This window comes from Cohnella massiliensis, assembly GCF_900169535.1.
Taxonomy (GTDB): Bacteria; Bacillota; Bacilli; order Paenibacillales; family Paenibacillaceae; genus Cohnella; species Cohnella algarum.
In genome coordinates, this window is sequence record NZ_LT821255.1 from 182,310 (window position 1) to 199,694 (window position 17,385).

Genomic DNA, 17,385 nt, shown 5'->3' on the forward strand with positions numbered 1-17,385 from the left:
CGAATCTCCGAAAAGGCCTCGCCAGATTGGACAAAATCCACTGAAGCTAACGGATTGCGCGAAAAAGCCGGTTTCGGTTGGACAAAATCCACTGAAGCTCTGCCCAAACTCGGGCCCGTCTGCCTAGGAGTCCGTCAAATCCCGCCATGCTGCAACCTCTCTAATAATCGCGTATAATCGCGAACAGGCCCATGTTCACGAGAAGCAGTTGATCCGTTTTTAAGATGAGAGAAGCGGCGCGATCGCAAGAAGACGCCCGAAGCAGAACGACCGTAACGGAGCCGACCCGCGATGCCCGACGGCTCCGAATCATTTCCAATCGCTGACGCCGGCGATTCGTTGGGAGAGAGCGCCCAGGTATGGTAATATAGAAGGGACAATGCAGCTTCCGGGAGACGAGGAGGCGTTAACGTATATGCCGGGTAAAATACTGGTGGTCGACGACGAGCGGCCGATTGCGGATATTTTGAAATTCAACCTGGAAAAAGAGGGCTATGAGGTCGTCTGCGCGTTCGACGGCGAGGAGGCCGTTCGTCTCGCGTTCGAGACCGGGCCCGATTTGATCTTGCTCGACCTGATGCTGCCGGTGAAGGACGGCATGGATGTGTGCCGCGAGGTGCGCAGCAAGCTGTCCGTTCCGATCATCATGCTGACGGCCAAGGACACGGAAATCGACAAGGTGCTCGGGCTGGAGCTCGGCGCCGACGATTACGTGACCAAGCCGTTCGGGACGAGGGAGCTGCTCGCGCGGGTGAAAGCGCATCTGCGCCGCCAGCGCAAGGAAGGGCCGGCCCGCCCGGAAGGGGAGGCGGCGGCGGAGAACGAGCGGCAGGGACTCAAGCTGTTCAACCTGTTCATCGACACGGATATGTACGTCGTGTACAAGAACGGGCAGCCGCTCGATCTGACGCATCGGGAATTCGAGCTCGTGCATTATCTTGCCCGCAACAGCGGCAAGGTGATGACCCGCGAGCATTTGCTGCAGGCGGTATGGGGCTTCGAATATTTCGGCGACGTCCGCACGGTCGACGTGACGATCCGGAGGCTGCGCGAGAAGATCGAGGACGATCCGGGACGGCCGGAAATCATTTTGACCCGGCGCGGCCTGGGCTACTTGATGCGCAATCCGAAAATGACGGGCGGTTACGGATGATGAATCTGTTCCGCCCTTTCCGTACCATTCAGGTGAAGTTCATCATTATGGTACTGCTTCTGATCCTGATCGCGGTGCAGCTGATCGGGGTTTATTTTATAAGCACGATGAAAAGCTCGCTCATCGAGTCGTTCACGAACGGCATCAACTCGCAGGCGCGGCTGCTGACCGTGCTGGCGGAAGGCGCGCTCGTGGAGCGGCAGGGCGACACCGGCAATCCGGCGGAGGAAACGAGCGCCGAGCTGAACCAGCTGGTCAGCAACCTGTTCAACATCAACGGGGCGGAAACCCAGGTGCTGGACGCCAGCGGCCGCGTGCTCGCGACGTCGATGCAGTCGCACCAGTCGTATGTCGGGCGCAAGAACACGTCGCTGCTCGTCAGCCGTGCGCTGCAAGGGATCAGCGACAACTCCGAGGAGATCATCGACGAGGACAACGTCCGCAAAAAGGTCATCGCGAAGCCCGTCATCAGCAACGGCAAAATCGTCGGCGCGGTGTACATCGTCGCCTCGATGAAGGAGATGTACGACACGATCGACCGGGTGAACCGGATTTTCGTGACGGGCATGCTGCTCGCGCTCGGATTGACCGCGATTTTGGGGATTTTGCTGGCCGGCACGATCACCCAGCCGATCAAGGCGCTGACGCGGCAGGCGTCCGCGGTGGCGGAGGGCAACTTCGACGAGCGGGTGCCGGTGTTCGGCAACGACGAGCTGGGCCAGCTCAGCACGGCGTTCAACGAAATGACCGACCGGCTCAGCGAAGCGCTGTCGCTCAACGAGGAGGAGAAGGAGAAGCTCTCCTCCATCCTGGCGAATATGAGCGACGGCGTGCTCGCTTCCGACGAGCTCGGCCGCGTCATCGTGGCCAACCGCCGGGCGCGGGGCATGCTCGGTCTGGAGCGGATCGAGGGCATGACGATGTCGGAGTGCCTGAACATCGACAAGGAGTCGATCGCGGAGACGCTGCAGGGCAAGGAGTTTACCCTGCTGATCGAGCGGGCGGGGGAGGACGGCGAGGAGGCGCTGCTGTTCCGCGTGACGCTGACGCCGATCCGCCGCCGCGACAAAGGGGTCGTCGGCGCCATCGCGGTGCTTCACGACGCCACGGAGTCGGAGAAGCTGGAGCAATCCCGCCGGGAATTCGTCGCCAACGTGTCGCACGAGCTAAGGACGCCGCTCACGACGATCAAGAGCTACGCCGAAGCGCTGAACGACGGGGCGCTGAGCGAGCCGCCGCTCGCCGAGCGTTTCGTGGGCGTCATCCGCAGCGAAACGGAGCGGATGATCCGGCTTGTGACGGATCTGCTGCACCTGTCGCGCTTCGATTCGAAGCAGTCGCAGCTCTGGCGGCAGATGGTCGACGTGGAGGAGATCATGGAAGACGTCGTCGACCGGTTTTCGCTGCAGCTCAGGCAGAAGGCGATTACCGCCGGGGTGCAGGTCGAAGCGAACCTGCCGCAAGTATGGCTGGACCGCGACGGCATCGACCAGGTGCTCGACAACCTGGTGTCCAATGCGATCAAGTACACGCTGGACGGCGGCAGGGTGCTTCTGGCGGCGCGGCTGGGCGAGAACGGGCAATTGGAAATCGCCGTTCAGGATACGGGCATCGGCATCCCGAAAAAAGACATCGAGCGCATCTTCGAACGGTTTTACCGGGTAGACAAGGCCCGTTCCCGCAGCATGGGCGGTACCGGGCTCGGGCTGTCCATTGCCCGGGAAATCGTCCGCGCCCACGGAGGCCATATTCATCTGGAATCCGAGGCCGGCGTCGGAACGAAGGTAACGGTCACCGTGCCGGCGGCGCAGGAAGGAAGTGAGCGGCCATGATCGAAGGCGCGAAGACCGTGCTGCTGGCGCTGCTTGTCGCGCTTAGCCTCGTGCAGAGCTACTTTCTGATGTACAGCACGCCCGGCATGGAGACGCAGGTCGGCATCGAACAGGATTACGTGAAAATGGAGCCGCTCGGACCGGAGGAAAAGGTGGAAAATCTGCTGTTTCCCGAGCAGCTCATCCTGCACATGGGGGAAGACCGGCATACGATTTTTTACCCGCAGGATACGTTTTACGATATGGTGCTGACGAAGCTGCAAAGCCGCGAATTCACCGGGTTTCAGCGCGACTCGATCCAATCGGTCGACTGGGACGAGGTGCGCAGGGAATACCGGGGCGTCGAGGTTCGCTTCGGCCGGCCGATTCCGTTCGAACTGGTGCAGCGGGTGTTCAAGGTCGATTCCGACTTTCTGTTCTCGGGCGACTCCGTCACCCGGATCTGGATTTTCTCGCGCGACGACAGGGAAGAGGTTCGCACGTTTTTCTTCAGCGCGGACGGCGTCAGCGTGTACGAGTCGCTGCGGGCCGATCTGACCGTGCAGGACGTTCAGCAGTACACCGGCTTCGGGGAGTATTGGACGCCCTATGAATATTGGGACGGCTATTACGTCCCGATGCAGGAAAAGAGCTACCCGGCCGTCCAGGCGACCTACAGCCGGCTTACGCCGGAACAGATGCAGCGCAACCTGTTCCTCGATCCGACCACGACCCGGACCATCCAGGACCGGCAGGACGGAACGGAAATTTATACCGACGGCAAGCGGGGGCTGAAGGTGGAGCAGGAGGGCGGCTGGCTGACGTACACCGATCCGGTGGCTCCGACCGACAGCGAAAACAAGCTGACCGACAACATCGCCAGCGCCGTGCAGTTCGTGAACCAGCACGGCGGCTGGAACGGCACGCATCGGCTCGAGCGCACGGAGGCGACCGCCGGAACGGACGTCGTATGGTTTCAGCAATACATGAACGGATTGCCGATCGTCTCGCACGACGGATTCCGGTTCGGCTACATGCAGCTCAGCATTCAGCAGGGCGTCGTCTCCTCGTACGAGCGGTCGCTCATCATGCTCGACCCGGAGCCCGCGAAGACGGAGCAGCGCAAGCTGCAGGCGGGAGACCCGCTCAAGAAGCGGATTCGCGAAGCGGCGGACGGCGGCATCGTCGAAGCGGTCTATCCGGCTTATCGGCCGGAGCTCGGCGAAAATTCGCTGACGCTGACGCCGGTATGGGCGATTCGCCTGACGACGGGCGAAGTTCGCACGATCGCCTGACGACGGGCGAAGTTCGCACGATCGGCTGACGGCCGGCGCGCTTGGCGAACGAACAGGAGTCAAAGGAGGGGCGATCATGGACTGGGGCCGAACGAAAAGCGTGCTCATCTTCGCTTTTTTGCTGCTGAACGCGTTGCTCGGGTATCAGCTGTGGCTGAATTTGCAGGAGCGGCTCGATACGGCCGTCGACTGGACGTCGCTGCCTCCCGAGACGCAGCAGGTCATGCAGGAAAAATCGATTAAAGTGGAAGCGCAAATTCCAACCGAAACGCCGGCGATGCAGGAAATCACCTACAAGCTGGAGCAGGAGGGCAGCGGCCGCGTGAAGGCGATCGAACCCCCGAAGGATTCGCGCATCGTGTTCGCGGAGCAGGAGCTGCGGCAGGAGCTGGGGGGCGTCATCCCCGACCTTGCCAAATACCGCTTCGACAACTGGGCAAGCCGGGAAGGCGTTTTCGTGCTGAACCGGACGGAGGGCGGGTGGCCGATTTTCGACGTTTGGCTGGAGCTTTACTACAGCAATCAAAAAATCAACGGCTACACGCAGGACGTCATTTCGATTTTGCCGTCGGAAGGCGGCGCCGCCCAGAAGGTGCTGCCGGCCGCCAAAGTGGTCAAAAACCTGATCGAAAACTATTTGCCGGCCGGGTCGAACATCAAGGAAGTCCAGCTCGGCTACCACGGCCAAATTATTTTCGATTCGGAGACCCAGGTTGCCGCGCCTTCTTGGAGGGTTTTGCTGGAAGACGGCGAAGTTTACTATGTACATGCCATTAGCAGCGAAGTCGTCACGAACAAATCCGATAACGCCGCCGCCGGCGGGGAGATGGAGGAGGCTTCCTCCGAAGCCGGGTAGCCGCATCGACGGCCGGCGTCCCCGGACGGCGAAGGAGCATTTCGGCGGCGATACGGATGCAGAATAGACGTTTCGGTAAGGATCGAGGAGTTTCGGTTCGCGCCCGAAAGGGCGCGCGGCCGATGCGGCCGGCATCCCGCGCCGCCGGCGCGCAAGGAACCCGCGGGACTGGGAGAGGAAAGGATTTTTCATCATGGGATTGCAATTCAGCGTATTGTGCAGCGGATCCACCGGCAACGCGACCGTCGTGTCCTCCGACGCGGCGACCGTGCTCGTCGACGTGGGCCTGAGCGCCCGCAAAGTGGAAGAGCTCATGAAGGAGCGCGAGGTGTCCGGAGCGGATCTGGACGCCATCTTCGTCACGCACGAGCATTCCGATCATATCAAGGGACTCGGGGCGATGGCGCGCAAGTTCAATTTGCCGGTGTACGCGAACGAGAAAACATGGACCGCGATGCACAAAAGCATAGGCGAATTACCCGACGAGCAGCGGCATATACTGCCGACGGGGACCGCAATGGAAATCTACGACTTGCGCATCGAATCGTACGCCATCTCGCACGACGCGGCGGAGCCGGTCGGCTACTGCTTCCGCGCGGGCGGCCGCAAGCTGAGCCTGGCGACGGACCTCGGCTACGTCAGCGACAAGGTGATGGAGCAGCTGAAGCAGTCCGACGTGCTCGTGCTGGAAGCGAATCACGACATCAACATGCTGCGGATGGGGCGTTATCCGTGGAACATCAAGCGCCGGATTCTCGGGGACAGCGGCCATCTGTCGAACGAGGCGGCGGGCGAAGCGCTTTGCCGGCTGCTGGATTCGGGAGATTTGCGCAGGGTGTATCTGGCCCATTTGAGCCAGGAGCACAACATGATGGATTTGGCCAAACTGACCGTCAATACGGTGCTCGAAGACAACGGTTATTTTTATCAAAAACATGAATTCGCGCTTTGCGAAACGTACGCGGATCGTCCGACGCCGTGGGATCTGGTGAAGGCTTGAAGCGGAATTCGGGAAAATTGGTTCCGTTTCCTATCTTTACATACCGAATGCGGGTTCGGGGACTCTTGCTTCGCTTGCCGAATTCAATTAGTATTTTAGACAAACCAGTCATTTTCGGCGCATTTGGAAGCCGTTCATGGATTCGCGGAATCGCTCGTTTGCGGCGAATTCCGGCTTACGGCATCGGGAGCGGGACTCCCTGAAAGCAGGTGCAGCGCATGAGCTTTTTTGACGACGATTTTTTTTCGACCCGAGTAAAACGAAGAAGCAGAGGCGGACGGCGCGAGTGGCCGGGTTCGTTCGGAAACGGCGGCCGCTCGCAAGCCTCGATGTTTCGGGTGGCTATCATATCTTCTTTAGTCAGTTCGCTTGCCGTCGCTCTCTTGTTTACCTTCATCGTTCGGCCGGGAGGTTCGGAGAGTCGTCCCGCCGTCGTCACCGGGCAGCCGGTGATCGAGACCTCGGAGCGGATCATCACCGCCTCGGCCAAAGTCCGGCCCGCCGTCGTCAGCATCGTCAACCGGGCGGAGGAGCCGGGATCCGGGGACGAAGGCGACGATTCGCTGACGAACGCCAGCCTCGGTTCGGGGGTCATTTTCGAGAAAAAGGGCGGCAAAGCGCGAATTATTACGAACGCTCACGTCATTCAGAACGCCGCGCACGTGCAAGTCGCGCTGCTGAACGGAGAGCAGAAGGAAGCGACCATCGTCGGCAAGGATTCGATTGCCGATTTGGCGGTGCTTGAAGTGGACGGCAAAGGCATCGACACCGTCGCGGAAATCGGCGATTCCACGCGTCTTCGCGAAGGCGAGACGGTCATCGCGATCGGCAACCCGCTCGGGTTCAACGACTCGCTGACGGACGGCATCGTATCGAACCTGAACCGGATCATCCCGGTTTCGCTCAATCAGGACGGCATTTACGACTGGGAAGAAGAAGTCATCCAAATTTCCGCGCCGATCAATCCCGGCAACAGCGGAGGCGCGCTCGTCAATCTGGATGGAGAGCTGATCGGCATCAACAGCATGAAGGTTGCGGACATGGGCATCGAGGGCATCGGGTTCGCGCTGCCGATCCATGACGTCATGCCGGTCGTGAAGGAGCTGGAGGAGCGCGGCAAGGTGCTTCGCCCGTATTTGGGCGTTTACTCGATGGATTTGTCCGCTTTTCTCGATTACAACGCGACGGAGGACTTTCTGTTCGAAGAGGACGAAAGCGAATCGCCGGAGACGAGCGAAGAGGAATCGCCCGAGGAGATGCTGGGCATTCCGGACAGCGTGAAGGAAGGCGTCGTCGTGCTGGAAGCGGTCGGTCCGGCGAAGGATGCGGGTCTCATGCTCAACGACGTCATCGTCAAGCTGGACGGCGCGAGCGTCGGCAGCACGATGGAGCTTCGGAAGCATCTGTATAACCGCAAGAAAATCGGGGAAACGCTGACGGTAACGTTCTATCGCGGAAGCGAGAAGATGGAGATCGCCGTGAAGCTGATCGAAAAAGACGAAGACACCGAGTAGGAAGGACTAACGGAATGTATTGTGTTTGCAAGGAGCACGTCGAGCTTGCGATCGACAAATTCGTCGACGAGTATGAGGATGCGCCGGATTTGGTCGATCTGAAAACGACGAAGTTTTCCGATTGGGATCCGCCCAAGAGCTGCGATTGGTGCGAGGAACCGGCGATCGTGCTGGTCGTCTGAGTCGGCCGGCAGTCGGGCGCAAGCCTGAACCGGCCAAGATGTCGGGCGCAAACGAAGAAGACACAAGGAGAACCTCCGATCCCGCGGGATCGGGGGTTTTTTGAGTAAAAACGACTCATTTCACCGCCTTCTCATGTCCGCTGTCGATCCAGATGAGTCGTGGCGACTCATCTCGACCCTCCAAACGCATATGGCCGCACGCAGTTGAGTAAAAATGACCCATTTCGCCGTCCCCGCGCGCCCGCTGACGATCCAGTTGAGTCGTGGCGACTCATCTCGACCCTCCAAACGCATATGGCCGCACGCAGTTGAGTAAAAATGACTCATTTTGCCGCCCCCGCATGCCCGCTGACGATCCGGTTGAGTCATGGCGACTCATCTTAACCCGTCCCCGCATGCGGCCGTCCTTCGGCAGGAAACGGGTCGCTCATGTCAAATACTGTACAACGTGGCAACGAGTCCGTCACAGCTCTGCCTGGCAGCGATAGTCTCGCGCCGCGTAAAGGCATGGAGCAATGGTCGACCGGAGCTTATCGGGCATGAATCAGGCCTACAACAAGGGGGTAGAAGGATGAAAAAAATCGGACGAATAGCGGCGATAGCGATACTGATCGTTCTGTGCGCGGGGTGCGATTGGCTCCCGTGGAGCGCCGGGTCGACGGGGAACGAGACGGAAGTCCCGGTGCAGGCGGAATCGGACGCAGGGGCGGCCGAACCGTCCGGCGAAACGGATGCGGGAGAGAGCGAGCCGGCCGGCGAAACGGCGACAGGCGCGGCTGACCCGTCCGCGAGCGGCGGCGGAAACGAGGCCGAGCTGCCGGAAGTCAAGCTGGAGCCGCTGATCGGCGAAGGCGTGTTTGAGTCCCCGGTCGGAATCGAGGTCGCGCCCGGGAATCCGGAGGTCATCTACGTCGTCGATCAGCCGGGAACGATCTCGGCCGTCGATCCGGCCGATCCCGGGAAAGAGCCGGTCCTTTTGCTGGACATTCGAGACCGCGTGCATGACGAGGGCATGGAGCAAGGCTTGCTCGGTCTCGCTTTTCACCCTCGGTTCGCAACGAACGGTTACTTTTACGTCAATTACACGACCGCAACCCATACGGTCATCGCCCGGTACGAGGCCGACCCCGCGGCGGGCAAAGCCGATCCGGCAAGCGAACGCGTGCTGCTGACGTTCGAGCAGCCGTATTCGAACCATAACGGCGGCCAGCTCGCCTTCGGCCCGGACGGCTATTTGTACATCGCGACAGGCGACGGGGGAAGCGGCGGCGATCCGCATGGAAACGGGCAAAACGTAAACGCGCTGCTCGGGAAAATTTTGCGCATCGACGTGGACCGGACGGACGGGAACAAAGCCTACGCGATTCCCGGGGACAATCCGTTCGCGAGCGGCGGCGGCGCGCCGGAAATTTACGCCTACGGGCTGCGCAACCCGTGGCGGTTCAGCTTCGATCCGGCTACGGGCCGGTTGTGGGCGGCCGACGTCGGACAGAACGAGATCGAGGAGATCGATCGGATCGAAAAGGGCGGCAACTACGGCTGGAACGTCAAGGAGGGCACCGCCTGCTTCGAGCCGGCCGAGGGCTGCGAGAGCGACGGGCTGATCGACCCGGTCTGGGAGTACGGCCGCGACGAGGGCATTTCGGTGACGGGCGGCTATGTTTACCGCGGCGGCCAGCTCGCCGGCCTGGAGGGCTGGTACGTTTACGGCGACTACGGTTCGGGCAAAATATGGGCGCTGCGGCAGCGCGAGGACGGGAGCGCCGACAATCGGCTGCTGCTCGAATCCGGACTGAACGTGATGTCGTTCGGCATCGACGCGAAAGGCGAATTGTACGTGTGCTCGCCGAGGGGCATTTGGCGACTATTGGCAGCCTGAAACGCGAAACAATCGGTCATCGGGGATCGTCAAATGTATAACAAAGGTTGAAGGGGTGTCCCCGATGGTGTTAACCAAATTCAGCAACGCGGCGTTAATCCGAGCGGCCGCCGTCATGTCCGTCGTCATGGGCGTTTTGTACATTCCGTCGTCCGGCTTCCGCATTGCCGTCCCGGCCATCGGCCTCGGTCCCGAATGGGTGGAAGGCCAGAGCGAATTATGGGCAACGTACGCCGTCTTCGGGGGCATCGTCCTTTTTGCCGCCTCCTTTCTGTTGAATCTTTCCCAATCCCGGCCCTTCAAACTCGCCACGCTCGGATTCGGGCTGCTGGCCGCGCTGCTGCTGATCGCGGGGCAGCTGCCGCCGTTGTTCTGGTGGACGCTGGCCGCCGCGGACGGATTCGCTTGGTCGAGCCTGTTGGGCATCGCGATGCATTTGCTGCTGGCGGTTTTGTCCACCTGGGTGGCGCTTTTGACCCTTAACGGGTACGAGCGGTTGAAGCTTTTCCGGTCATGACTTTCCGCGCGCCAAACGGTTTCTCGACGGCAAGCTGAAGGCGGCAGGCGTTTGAGCCGTCCATCCGTTCTCATATTGCCGCGGACGCGCGCATAGATATGGTAGCGGGAGACGAAACGTCGATCCGGCGGGAGAGGAGAAGCCGGCGAAGGAGCATTCCGCCGATTTGGAGGGAATGGAATGAGCTCCGAACTTCTCATCCAGTTGCTTGCGCTTGTGGTCATGATCGTCGGTCTGGCTAACCGCTCCGGTAAAACTTAATCGTCTCTCGAGCAAGCCCGGAGCGCGTTTCCGGGCTTGCGCTTTGCCCGCTGCCGGGGGCGAAGAAGGCGGCGGAACGGAAAGGGTTCGAAGCGGGCGAAGCGAAAAAAAGCATATTGCCGATTGAAAAAACCGATTGACAGTCCTTCCATGGGATGGTAAAGTGACAAATAGATTTCACTTTCAGAAAGGAGTGCGTTCGATGCGTGTCGATAACGGTTACCCCATGTTTGCCGTCGGTATGTCGCCGAACGTAATCCGATAGCGCACGATTAACGACAGAAGATCGGGCGCATGGTTACGTTCTCGTAATCGTGCGCCCTTTTTGCGCCGCTGAAATCGAACGTTTGTTCGGGATTTCGCGGCAGGGCGTATCGCTTGCGAGCGGTACGTTTTTTATTTGGAATCGACTTGGGCCAACAAGCAAGAAAGCGAGGCGGGAAAAAGGAAATGTTTACGGTATTGCGAAAGCTCGGATGGGTTTTCCGTCTGCACTGGCGCAGGTATTCGGTGGCGGTCGTGCTGCTGGCCATCGTCGGCGTCATCGACGTGCTGCCTCCCCGAATGATGGGGACGGTCATCGACGGCATTCATCAAGGAACGCTTACCCGGGAGGAATTCGTTCAAACGCTGCTCATTCTGATCGGCATCACGGTCGGCAGCTACGCGATTACGTACGTGTGGATGCGGCAGCTGTTCGGCGGGGCGTTTCTGCTGGAGCTGCTGCTGCGCAGAAGGCTCATGCGCCATTTTCTCAAAATGACGCCGACCTTTTACGAGCGCAACCGGACGGGCGATTTGATGGCCCGCTCGACGAACGACTTGTGGGCGATTTCGAATACGGCGGGCTTCGGCATTCTGACGCTGATCGATTCGACGTTGTTCATGCTGACGGTGCTGTTCATGATGGCGGTGCTGATCAGCTGGGAGCTGACGCTGGCGGCGCTGCTGCCGCTGCCGCTGCTCGCGCTGCTCATGCAGACGTTCGGCAAGCGCATCCACGAGCGTTTCATGAAATCGCAGGACGCGTTCGGCGAGCTGAACGACCAGGTGCTCGAATCGGTGTCCGGCGTTCGGGTCGTGCGGGCGTACGTGCAGGAGGAAGCGGACCGCGGCCGGTTTCACGCGAAAACGTCGGAAGTGCTGGCGAAGAACATCGCCGTCGCGAAGATCGACGCGCTTTTCGAACCGACGAACAAGATTTTGGTCAACATGAGCTATTTGATCGGCCTTTGCTACGGCGGCTACCTGGTGTTCCGCAACGAAATCACGCTCGGCGAGCTCGTATCGTTCAACGTGTTTCTCGGCATGCTCATCTGGCCGATGTTCGCGATCGGCGAGCTGATCAACATCATGCAGCGGGGCAACGCGTCGCTCGACCGGGTATCCGAAACCCTCGGCTATCGGCCGGACGTGGAGGACGGGGACAAGCTCGTCGCGATGGAAAAGCCGGGCGAGATCGCGTTCGACAACGTCACCTTCCGGTATCCGAGCTCGGTGACGGACAATCTCGCAAACGTGTCGTTCACGCTCAAGCCGGGACAGACGCTCGGCATCGTCGGACGCACCGGAAGCGGCAAAACGACGCTGCTCAAGCAGCTGCTGCGCGAATATCCGCTCGGGAGCGGCGAAATCTCGGTGTCCGGCGTGCCGCTGGGCAAGCTGGAAATCGACCGGCTGATCGGCTGGATCGGATACGTGCCGCAGCAGCCGATTTTGTTCTCGCGGACGATTCGCGAAAATATATTGTTCGGGGCGGAACGGGCGACGGAGGAGGACCTTCGGCGGGCGCTGGAGCGGGCTTCGTTCGCGAAGGATATCGCGTTCCTCCCGGACGGCCTGGAGACGCTGGTCGGGGAGAAGGGCGTCGCGCTGTCCGGCGGGCAGAAGCAGCGGGTCAGCATCGCGCGGGCTCTGATCGCGAATCCGGAAATTTTGATTCTGGACGACGCGCTGTCGGCGGTCGACGCGAAGACCGAGGCCGAGATCATCGACGGCATCCGGACGGAACGCGCGGGCAAGACGACGCTGATCGCGACGCACCGGCTGTCGGCGGTTCAGCACGCCGAACTGATCGTCGTGCTCGACGAGGGCCGGATCGTGGAAAGCGGCACGCACGAGGAGCTGCTGCAGCGAGGAGGCTGGTACCGGGAGCAATACGACCGGCAGCAGCTGGAGGCGTACGTCGAGGCTTCGTAAAGCCGGCGCCGGAAGGCGCATGGAAGAGCGGGCAGCGATCTGACGGAGAACGGGCAGGCCGGCAAACCGGAGGAGAAGCGGGGAGTCCCGCAAGCCGACGCCGCCAGGGCGTCACGAACGAAGGAAGGTGCGAACGTGGGAAGTACGGGCAAACGGTTGTTCCGCTATGCCATGCTGTATAAGAAGTCGATTTTCGCGGCGCTCGGGTTCATGCTCATCGCGGTATGCGTCGAGCTGCTCGGGCCGCTCATCGCGCAGCGGATGATCGACAACAATATTATGGGCATCGAAAAGAAGTGGCACGTCGAAGCGTCCGAAAGCCGGTACGGCGTCGAGTACGAAGGCGTGCGCTACAAGCGAGAGGATCATTTTTCCGGGGACGAAACGAAAGGCGAAGTCGCCCGGGTGCTGCAGGTAGAAGGGAGAAATTACTTCCTGCGCGGCGATTTGGCGTTCGACGGCAAGCGCTCGGTGACGGACGGAACGCTTACCGTAACCGCCGAAGACGGGACCGCGGCCGCCTATCCGGTTACTCCGCTGACGTCGGAGGAGCTGTACCGGTTTTACAAGCCGGAGCTGCCGGGACTGCTTACGCTGGCGGCCGCCTACCTGGGGCTGCTGGCGGTCGCCGCGGTGTTCACCTACTTCCAGCGGCTGCTGCTGCAGAAGTCGGCCAACCGGATCGTGCAGCGGATGCGGGAGGACGTGTTTGCGCATACGCAGCGGCTGCCGGTGCAGTATTTCGACAACTTGCCGGCGGGCAAAGTCGTTTCCCGCATCACAAATGACACGGAGGCGGTGCGCGAGCTGTTCGTCGCGGTGTTGACGAACTTTTTTGCCGGGGCGGTCTATATGGTCGCCATCTTCGGGGCGCTGTTCATGCTTGAGCCGTGGCTCGCCGCGCTCGCGCTTCCGATCGTGCCGATTCTGGCCGTCTGGATCGTCGTGTACCGCAAATTCGCCGGCCGGTACAACGAGGTGATTCGCAACAAGCTGAGCGACATCAACGCCATGATCAACGAGTCGATCCTCGGCATGCCGATCATCCAGGCGTTCCGCCGGAGCAAGCGGACGATGGAGGAATTCGAGGAGCACAACAAGGAATTTTACAAATATCAAAACAAGCTGCTCAACCTGAACTCGCTGACTTCGCACAACCTGGTGAACGTCGTGCGGAACGCGCTGTTCATCGTCGTCATCTGGCTGTTCTGGGGCGACTGGCTCGGCTCGATCGTGACGGTCGGCGTATTGTACGCTTTTATCGATTACATGAACCGGATGTTCCAGCCGATCGTCGGCATCGTGAACCAACTGGCGAACCTGGAGACGGCCCGGGTGTCGGCGGAGCGGGTGTTTCGGCTGCTCGACGAACCGGGCACGGACGTGGCGACGGGCGCGCTTCCGCGCTACAAGGGCGAGGTGCGTTTCGAAGACGTTACGTTTGCCTACAAGAACGACGATTACGTGCTGAAAAACATTTCGTTCGAAGCGCGCCAGGGGGAAACGGTGGCGCTGGTCGGGCATACCGGCTCGGGCAAGAGCTCGATCCTGAACCTGCTGTTCCGCTTCTACGACATCGAGAAGGGCAGCATCAAGGTGGACGGAACCGACGTCCGGGACATTCCGAAGCAGCTGCTGCGCCAGCATATGGGCATCGTGCTGCAGGACCCGTACCTGTTCACCGGGACGATCGCTTCGAACGTCAGCCTCGACAATCCGGCCATCACCCGGGACAAGGTGGTGCAGGCGCTCAAGGATGTCGGCGCGTACGACATGTTCATGAACCTGCCCGGCGGCATCGACGAGCCGGTGCTGGAGAAGGGCAGCACACTGTCCGCCGGTCAGCGGCAGCTCATTTCGTTCGCGCGGGCGCTCGCTTACGATCCGGCGATTTTGATCCTGGACGAGGCGACGGCCAGCATCGACACCGAGACGGAGGCGATCATCCAGCAGGCGCTCGACGTGCTGAAGCAGGGGCGGACGACGTTCGTCATCGCGCACCGGCTGTCGACGATCCGGCAGGCGGACCAGATTCTCGTGCTCGACCGCGGCGAAATCGTGGAGCGCGGCAACCACGAGACGCTGATGCAGCACGGGGGCAAATATTACGCGATGTACCAGCTGCAGCAGGGCGGCGCGCCCGTGCTGAGCGCTTAGCTTAGCTTGGCTTAGCTTGGCGAGGCGGCGGCTTACGATAGCCCATCGGATCGCAAAAATACGAAGCCCGCATCCCCGGTCCGGGGGTGCGGGCTTCGCGCGATCGATGGGCTTTTTCTGTTGCCGCAAGGGCCGGCGATTCCGTTCGCGTTAGGGGCGCGTTTGTCGGTTCGGGCGGCCGATGCGGCATTTTCCGGGTCTCGGCTGGGGGCGCGCGGCGAGGCGAGAAACAGGCGCCGTCGACCCCAAGGAACATCCCGCGAGCCGAACGGTCCGGCTGGTTCAGCTAGTTCGGCTGGTCCGGTTGCTGTCTCCCGCCGCGTTTTGCCGTCAGCTCCAAAGCTCCTCGCCTTCCCGCAAGTAGCGCTGGCCCGGCTCGACCGGGGGAGCCTCCGCGATGACCGGCTCCGGCTCGCCGGCCTCGACGATGCGCCGGATCAGCCGCTCGCGCAGCCGGTCGGCGATTTCCCGGTGGGAGCGGAAGCCGGCCAGATTGGTCAGCTCGTACGGGTCGGCCGCGAGGTCGTACAGGAACTGCTCCTCGTACCGCAGGGAGTGCGAATCGCGAATCGGATCGCGGTCCGGCGCGTGCACGGCGTATTTCCAGCGCTTCGTGCGGATGGCCCGGCCGACCTGCGATTCGCTGATCTGCACGAACACTTCGTCGTTCCAATCCGACGGCTGCCTGCGAACGAGCGGGACGATCGACTTGCCCTGCATCCGTTCCGGCACCTCGATGCCGGACGCTTCGAGCAGCGTCGGCACCAGATCGACGAGGCTGACGAGGCGGTCGATCCGCCCGCCGCCGTCGAAGCCGGGACCGCCGATCGCGCAAGGAATGCGGATCGAGCTCTCGTGGCACGAGCGCTTGTATTCGCCGTTGCGCGTTTTGAAGTGGGAGCCGTGGTCGGAGGCGAACAGCACGATGGTGTTCCGCTTGAGGCCAAGGCTGCGCAGCGCGTCCATGATCCGGCCGAGCGCTTCGTCCAGCCGCTTGACCATGCCGTAGTAGCCGCCGAGATGCTGCGGCGCCGTTCCCGTCAGCGCGGCCAGATCGGGCGGCGTCCAACGGGACGTGTAGGCGTCGCGGTAGACGTCCGGAGCGGGGTAATCGTCGCGATGGTTCTGATGGTGCGGCTCCAGAAACGACAGAAACAGAAAAAACGGATTGTCGCGCGGAGCCGCGACGTACCGGATGGCGGCGTCCGTCAGCGCGTCGACCCGATAGCCCGGCAGCTTCACGGGGCGGCCGTCGTTGTCGTACACCGTCGTGTCGTAGGCGTCCGAAGTATGCTCCAGCGAATCCGCCGCGAGCCAGTAGCGGTAGCGTCCCCGCAGGTTGGGCGGCCCCGGCCGGTCGCGGGTGACGGCCAGGTGCCACTTGCCGATGTACCCGGTATCGTAGCCCGCCTCATTATAATAATCCGCGAGCGTCGGCAGCTCCTCCGGAAGCGGAATGCCGTTGCGATAGCAGCCGGTTTCGGTCGCGTACAGGCCGGTTTGCAGGCTGGAACGGGCCGGCGCGCACACCGGCTGGCAGGTGAAGGCGTACTCCAGATGGGTGCCCTCCCGGGCCATCCGGTCGAAATTCGGCGTCAGGCCGAGCGGATTGCCGTGGAGGCCGGTCGTGTCCCAGCGCTGCTGGTCGGTGAAAAACACGATGACGTTCGGCCGTTCCGCGGCGTTTGCGTTCGGGTTGGCGGACGGTTGCATGGTTTTGGCCTCCTTTGTTTGATTGTTGCTTACCCATTCTAGATATATAGCGAAGCAGCGTGGAACTTACGTTGGATTTTGTCCAATGGGCGAAACGAAAAACGGGGAAACCTCTGTCTAGAGTGGATTTTATCCAATGAGAAACGACGAAATCGGGCGGAATCCTCGAAAAGGCCCCGCTAGATTGGACAAAATCCAACGGAGCCGGCGAGTTCCGCGAGAAAGCCGGTTTTGATTGGACAAAATCCAACGAAGCTACGCCGAGAGCTCCTCCGGGTTCGTGCTCACCCACCTTCGCACGCACGCTGACCGGGTAACGATGACTCATCTCGCAGCCCTCGCAGGTCCGCTAACGATCCAGTTGAGTCGTGGCGACTCATCTCAGCCCGCGATGCGCATACAGCCGAACTCATTTGAGTAACCACGACTCATTTCGCAGCCCTCGCAGGTCCGCTATCGACCCAGTTGAGTCGTGGCTACTCATCCCAGCCCGCCATGCGCATGCAGCCGAACTCATTTGAGTAACCATGACTCATCTCGCCGTCTTCGCACGCACGCTAACGATCCAGTTGAGTCGTAGCTACTCATCTCAGCCCGCCATGCGCATGCAGCCGAACTCATTTGAGTAACCATGACTCATCTCGCCGTCTTCGCACGCACGCTAACGATCCAGTTGAGTCGTGGCGACTCATCTCAGCCCGCCATGCGCATACAGCCGAACTCATTTGAGTAACCACGACTCATTTCGCAGCCCTCGCAGGTCCGCTAACAATCCAATTGAGTCGTAGTAACTCATCCCAGCCCGCCATGCGCATACAGCCGAACTCATTTGAGTAACCATGACTCAT

General features: G+C 61.1%; 12 protein-coding genes. 11 read left to right on the top strand and 1 reads right to left on the bottom strand.

Annotated elements, in window-relative coordinates:
* The first annotated feature begins 415 nt into the window (after positions 1–415).
* The 11 genes from yycF (at position 416) to B7E11_RS04200 (ending at position 14,824) form a co-directional block, all read left to right on the top strand.
* A complete protein-coding gene (yycF, locus tag B7E11_RS04150; RefSeq protein ID WP_080832465.1) occupies positions 416–1,153 on the top strand; it encodes a response regulator YycF in 738 nt (245 codons plus the stop codon).
* Entirely contained in the window at positions 1,153–2,985 is a 1,833-nt protein-coding gene (walK, locus tag B7E11_RS04155; protein WP_080832346.1) for a cell wall metabolism sensor histidine kinase WalK, read from the top strand. The genes yycF and walK overlap by 1 nt, the downstream gene beginning before the upstream one ends.
* Positions 2,982–4,259 carry a YycH family regulatory protein gene (locus B7E11_RS04160; protein ID WP_080832347.1) on the top strand — a complete coding sequence of 426 codons (1,278 nt, stop codon included), beginning with the start codon at positions 2,982–2,984 and terminating at the stop codon, positions 4,257–4,259. Before walK ends, B7E11_RS04160 begins: the two co-directional genes overlap by 4 nt.
* A gap of 76 nt (positions 4,260–4,335) precedes the next feature.
* Positions 4,336–5,115: a two-component system regulatory protein YycI gene (gene yycI, locus B7E11_RS04165; RefSeq protein WP_080832348.1), complete on the top strand. Its 780-nt coding sequence runs from the start codon at positions 4,336–4,338 to the stop codon at positions 5,113–5,115.
* 193 nt (positions 5,116–5,308) lie between these two features.
* Positions 5,309–6,115, top strand: a complete 807-nt coding sequence (locus B7E11_RS04170; protein WP_080832349.1) for an MBL fold metallo-hydrolase — start codon at positions 5,309–5,311, stop codon at positions 6,113–6,115.
* A 218-nt stretch (positions 6,116–6,333) separates the two neighbouring features.
* Positions 6,334–7,629 carry a S1C family serine protease gene (locus B7E11_RS04175; RefSeq protein ID WP_080832350.1) on the top strand — a complete coding sequence of 432 codons (1,296 nt, stop codon included), beginning with the start codon at positions 6,334–6,336 and terminating at the stop codon, positions 7,627–7,629.
* A gap of 14 nt (positions 7,630–7,643) precedes the next feature.
* Positions 7,644–7,811 (top strand): CxxH/CxxC protein, encoded by a 168-nt coding sequence (locus tag B7E11_RS04180; RefSeq protein ID WP_080832351.1) that lies wholly within the window; start codon positions 7,644–7,646, stop codon positions 7,809–7,811.
* A gap of 571 nt (positions 7,812–8,382) precedes the next feature.
* A complete protein-coding gene (locus B7E11_RS04185; protein ID WP_080832352.1) occupies positions 8,383–9,690 on the top strand; it encodes a PQQ-dependent sugar dehydrogenase in 1,308 nt (435 codons plus the stop codon).
* Positions 9,691–9,754: 64 nt separating this feature from the next.
* The gene (locus B7E11_RS04190) at positions 9,755–10,207 is read left to right on the top strand and encodes a hypothetical protein (protein WP_080832353.1); all 453 of its coding nucleotides are present in this window, start codon (positions 9,755–9,757) and stop codon (positions 10,205–10,207) included.
* 711 nt (positions 10,208–10,918) lie between these two features.
* Positions 10,919–12,667: an ABC transporter ATP-binding protein gene (locus tag B7E11_RS04195; protein WP_080832354.1), complete on the top strand. Its 1,749-nt coding sequence runs from the start codon at positions 10,919–10,921 to the stop codon at positions 12,665–12,667.
* A gap of 135 nt (positions 12,668–12,802) precedes the next feature.
* Positions 12,803–14,824 carry an ABC transporter ATP-binding protein gene (locus B7E11_RS04200; protein ID WP_281256473.1) on the top strand — a complete coding sequence of 674 codons (2,022 nt, stop codon included), beginning with the start codon at positions 12,803–12,805 and terminating at the stop codon, positions 14,822–14,824.
* Positions 14,825–15,154: 330 nt separating this feature from the next.
* Here the strand turns inward: B7E11_RS04200 and B7E11_RS04205 are convergent, their stop codons facing one another.
* Positions 15,155–16,537, bottom strand: coding sequence for a sulfatase family protein (locus tag B7E11_RS04205; protein ID WP_080832355.1), 1,383 nt, complete (start codon positions 16,535–16,537; stop codon positions 15,155–15,157).
* Positions 16,538–17,385: the final 848 nt, after the last annotated feature.

Excerpts from the sequence above, each read along its gene's own strand:
- yycF (WP_080832465.1), top strand. The coding sequence starts at position 416 with ATGCCGGGTAAAATACTGGTGGTCGACGACGAGCGGCCGATTGCGGAT.
- walK (WP_080832346.1), top strand. The coding sequence starts at position 1,153 with ATGAATCTGTTCCGCCCTTTCCGTACCATTCAGGTGAAGTTCATCATT.
- B7E11_RS04160 (WP_080832347.1), top strand. The coding sequence starts at position 2,982 with ATGATCGAAGGCGCGAAGACCGTGCTGCTGGCGCTGCTTGTCGCGCTT.
- yycI (WP_080832348.1), top strand. The coding sequence starts at position 4,336 with ATGGACTGGGGCCGAACGAAAAGCGTGCTCATCTTCGCTTTTTTGCTG.
- B7E11_RS04170 (WP_080832349.1), top strand. The coding sequence starts at position 5,309 with ATGGGATTGCAATTCAGCGTATTGTGCAGCGGATCCACCGGCAACGCG.
- B7E11_RS04175 (WP_080832350.1), top strand. The coding sequence starts at position 6,334 with ATGAGCTTTTTTGACGACGATTTTTTTTCGACCCGAGTAAAACGAAGA.
- B7E11_RS04180 (WP_080832351.1), top strand. The coding sequence starts at position 7,644 with ATGTATTGTGTTTGCAAGGAGCACGTCGAGCTTGCGATCGACAAATTC.
- B7E11_RS04185 (WP_080832352.1), top strand. The coding sequence starts at position 8,383 with ATGAAAAAAATCGGACGAATAGCGGCGATAGCGATACTGATCGTTCTG.
- B7E11_RS04190 (WP_080832353.1), top strand. The coding sequence starts at position 9,755 with ATGGTGTTAACCAAATTCAGCAACGCGGCGTTAATCCGAGCGGCCGCC.
- B7E11_RS04195 (WP_080832354.1), top strand. The coding sequence starts at position 10,919 with ATGTTTACGGTATTGCGAAAGCTCGGATGGGTTTTCCGTCTGCACTGG.
- B7E11_RS04205 (WP_080832355.1), bottom strand. The coding sequence starts at position 16,537 with ATGCAACCGTCCGCCAACCCGAACGCAAACGCCGCGGAACGGCCGAAC.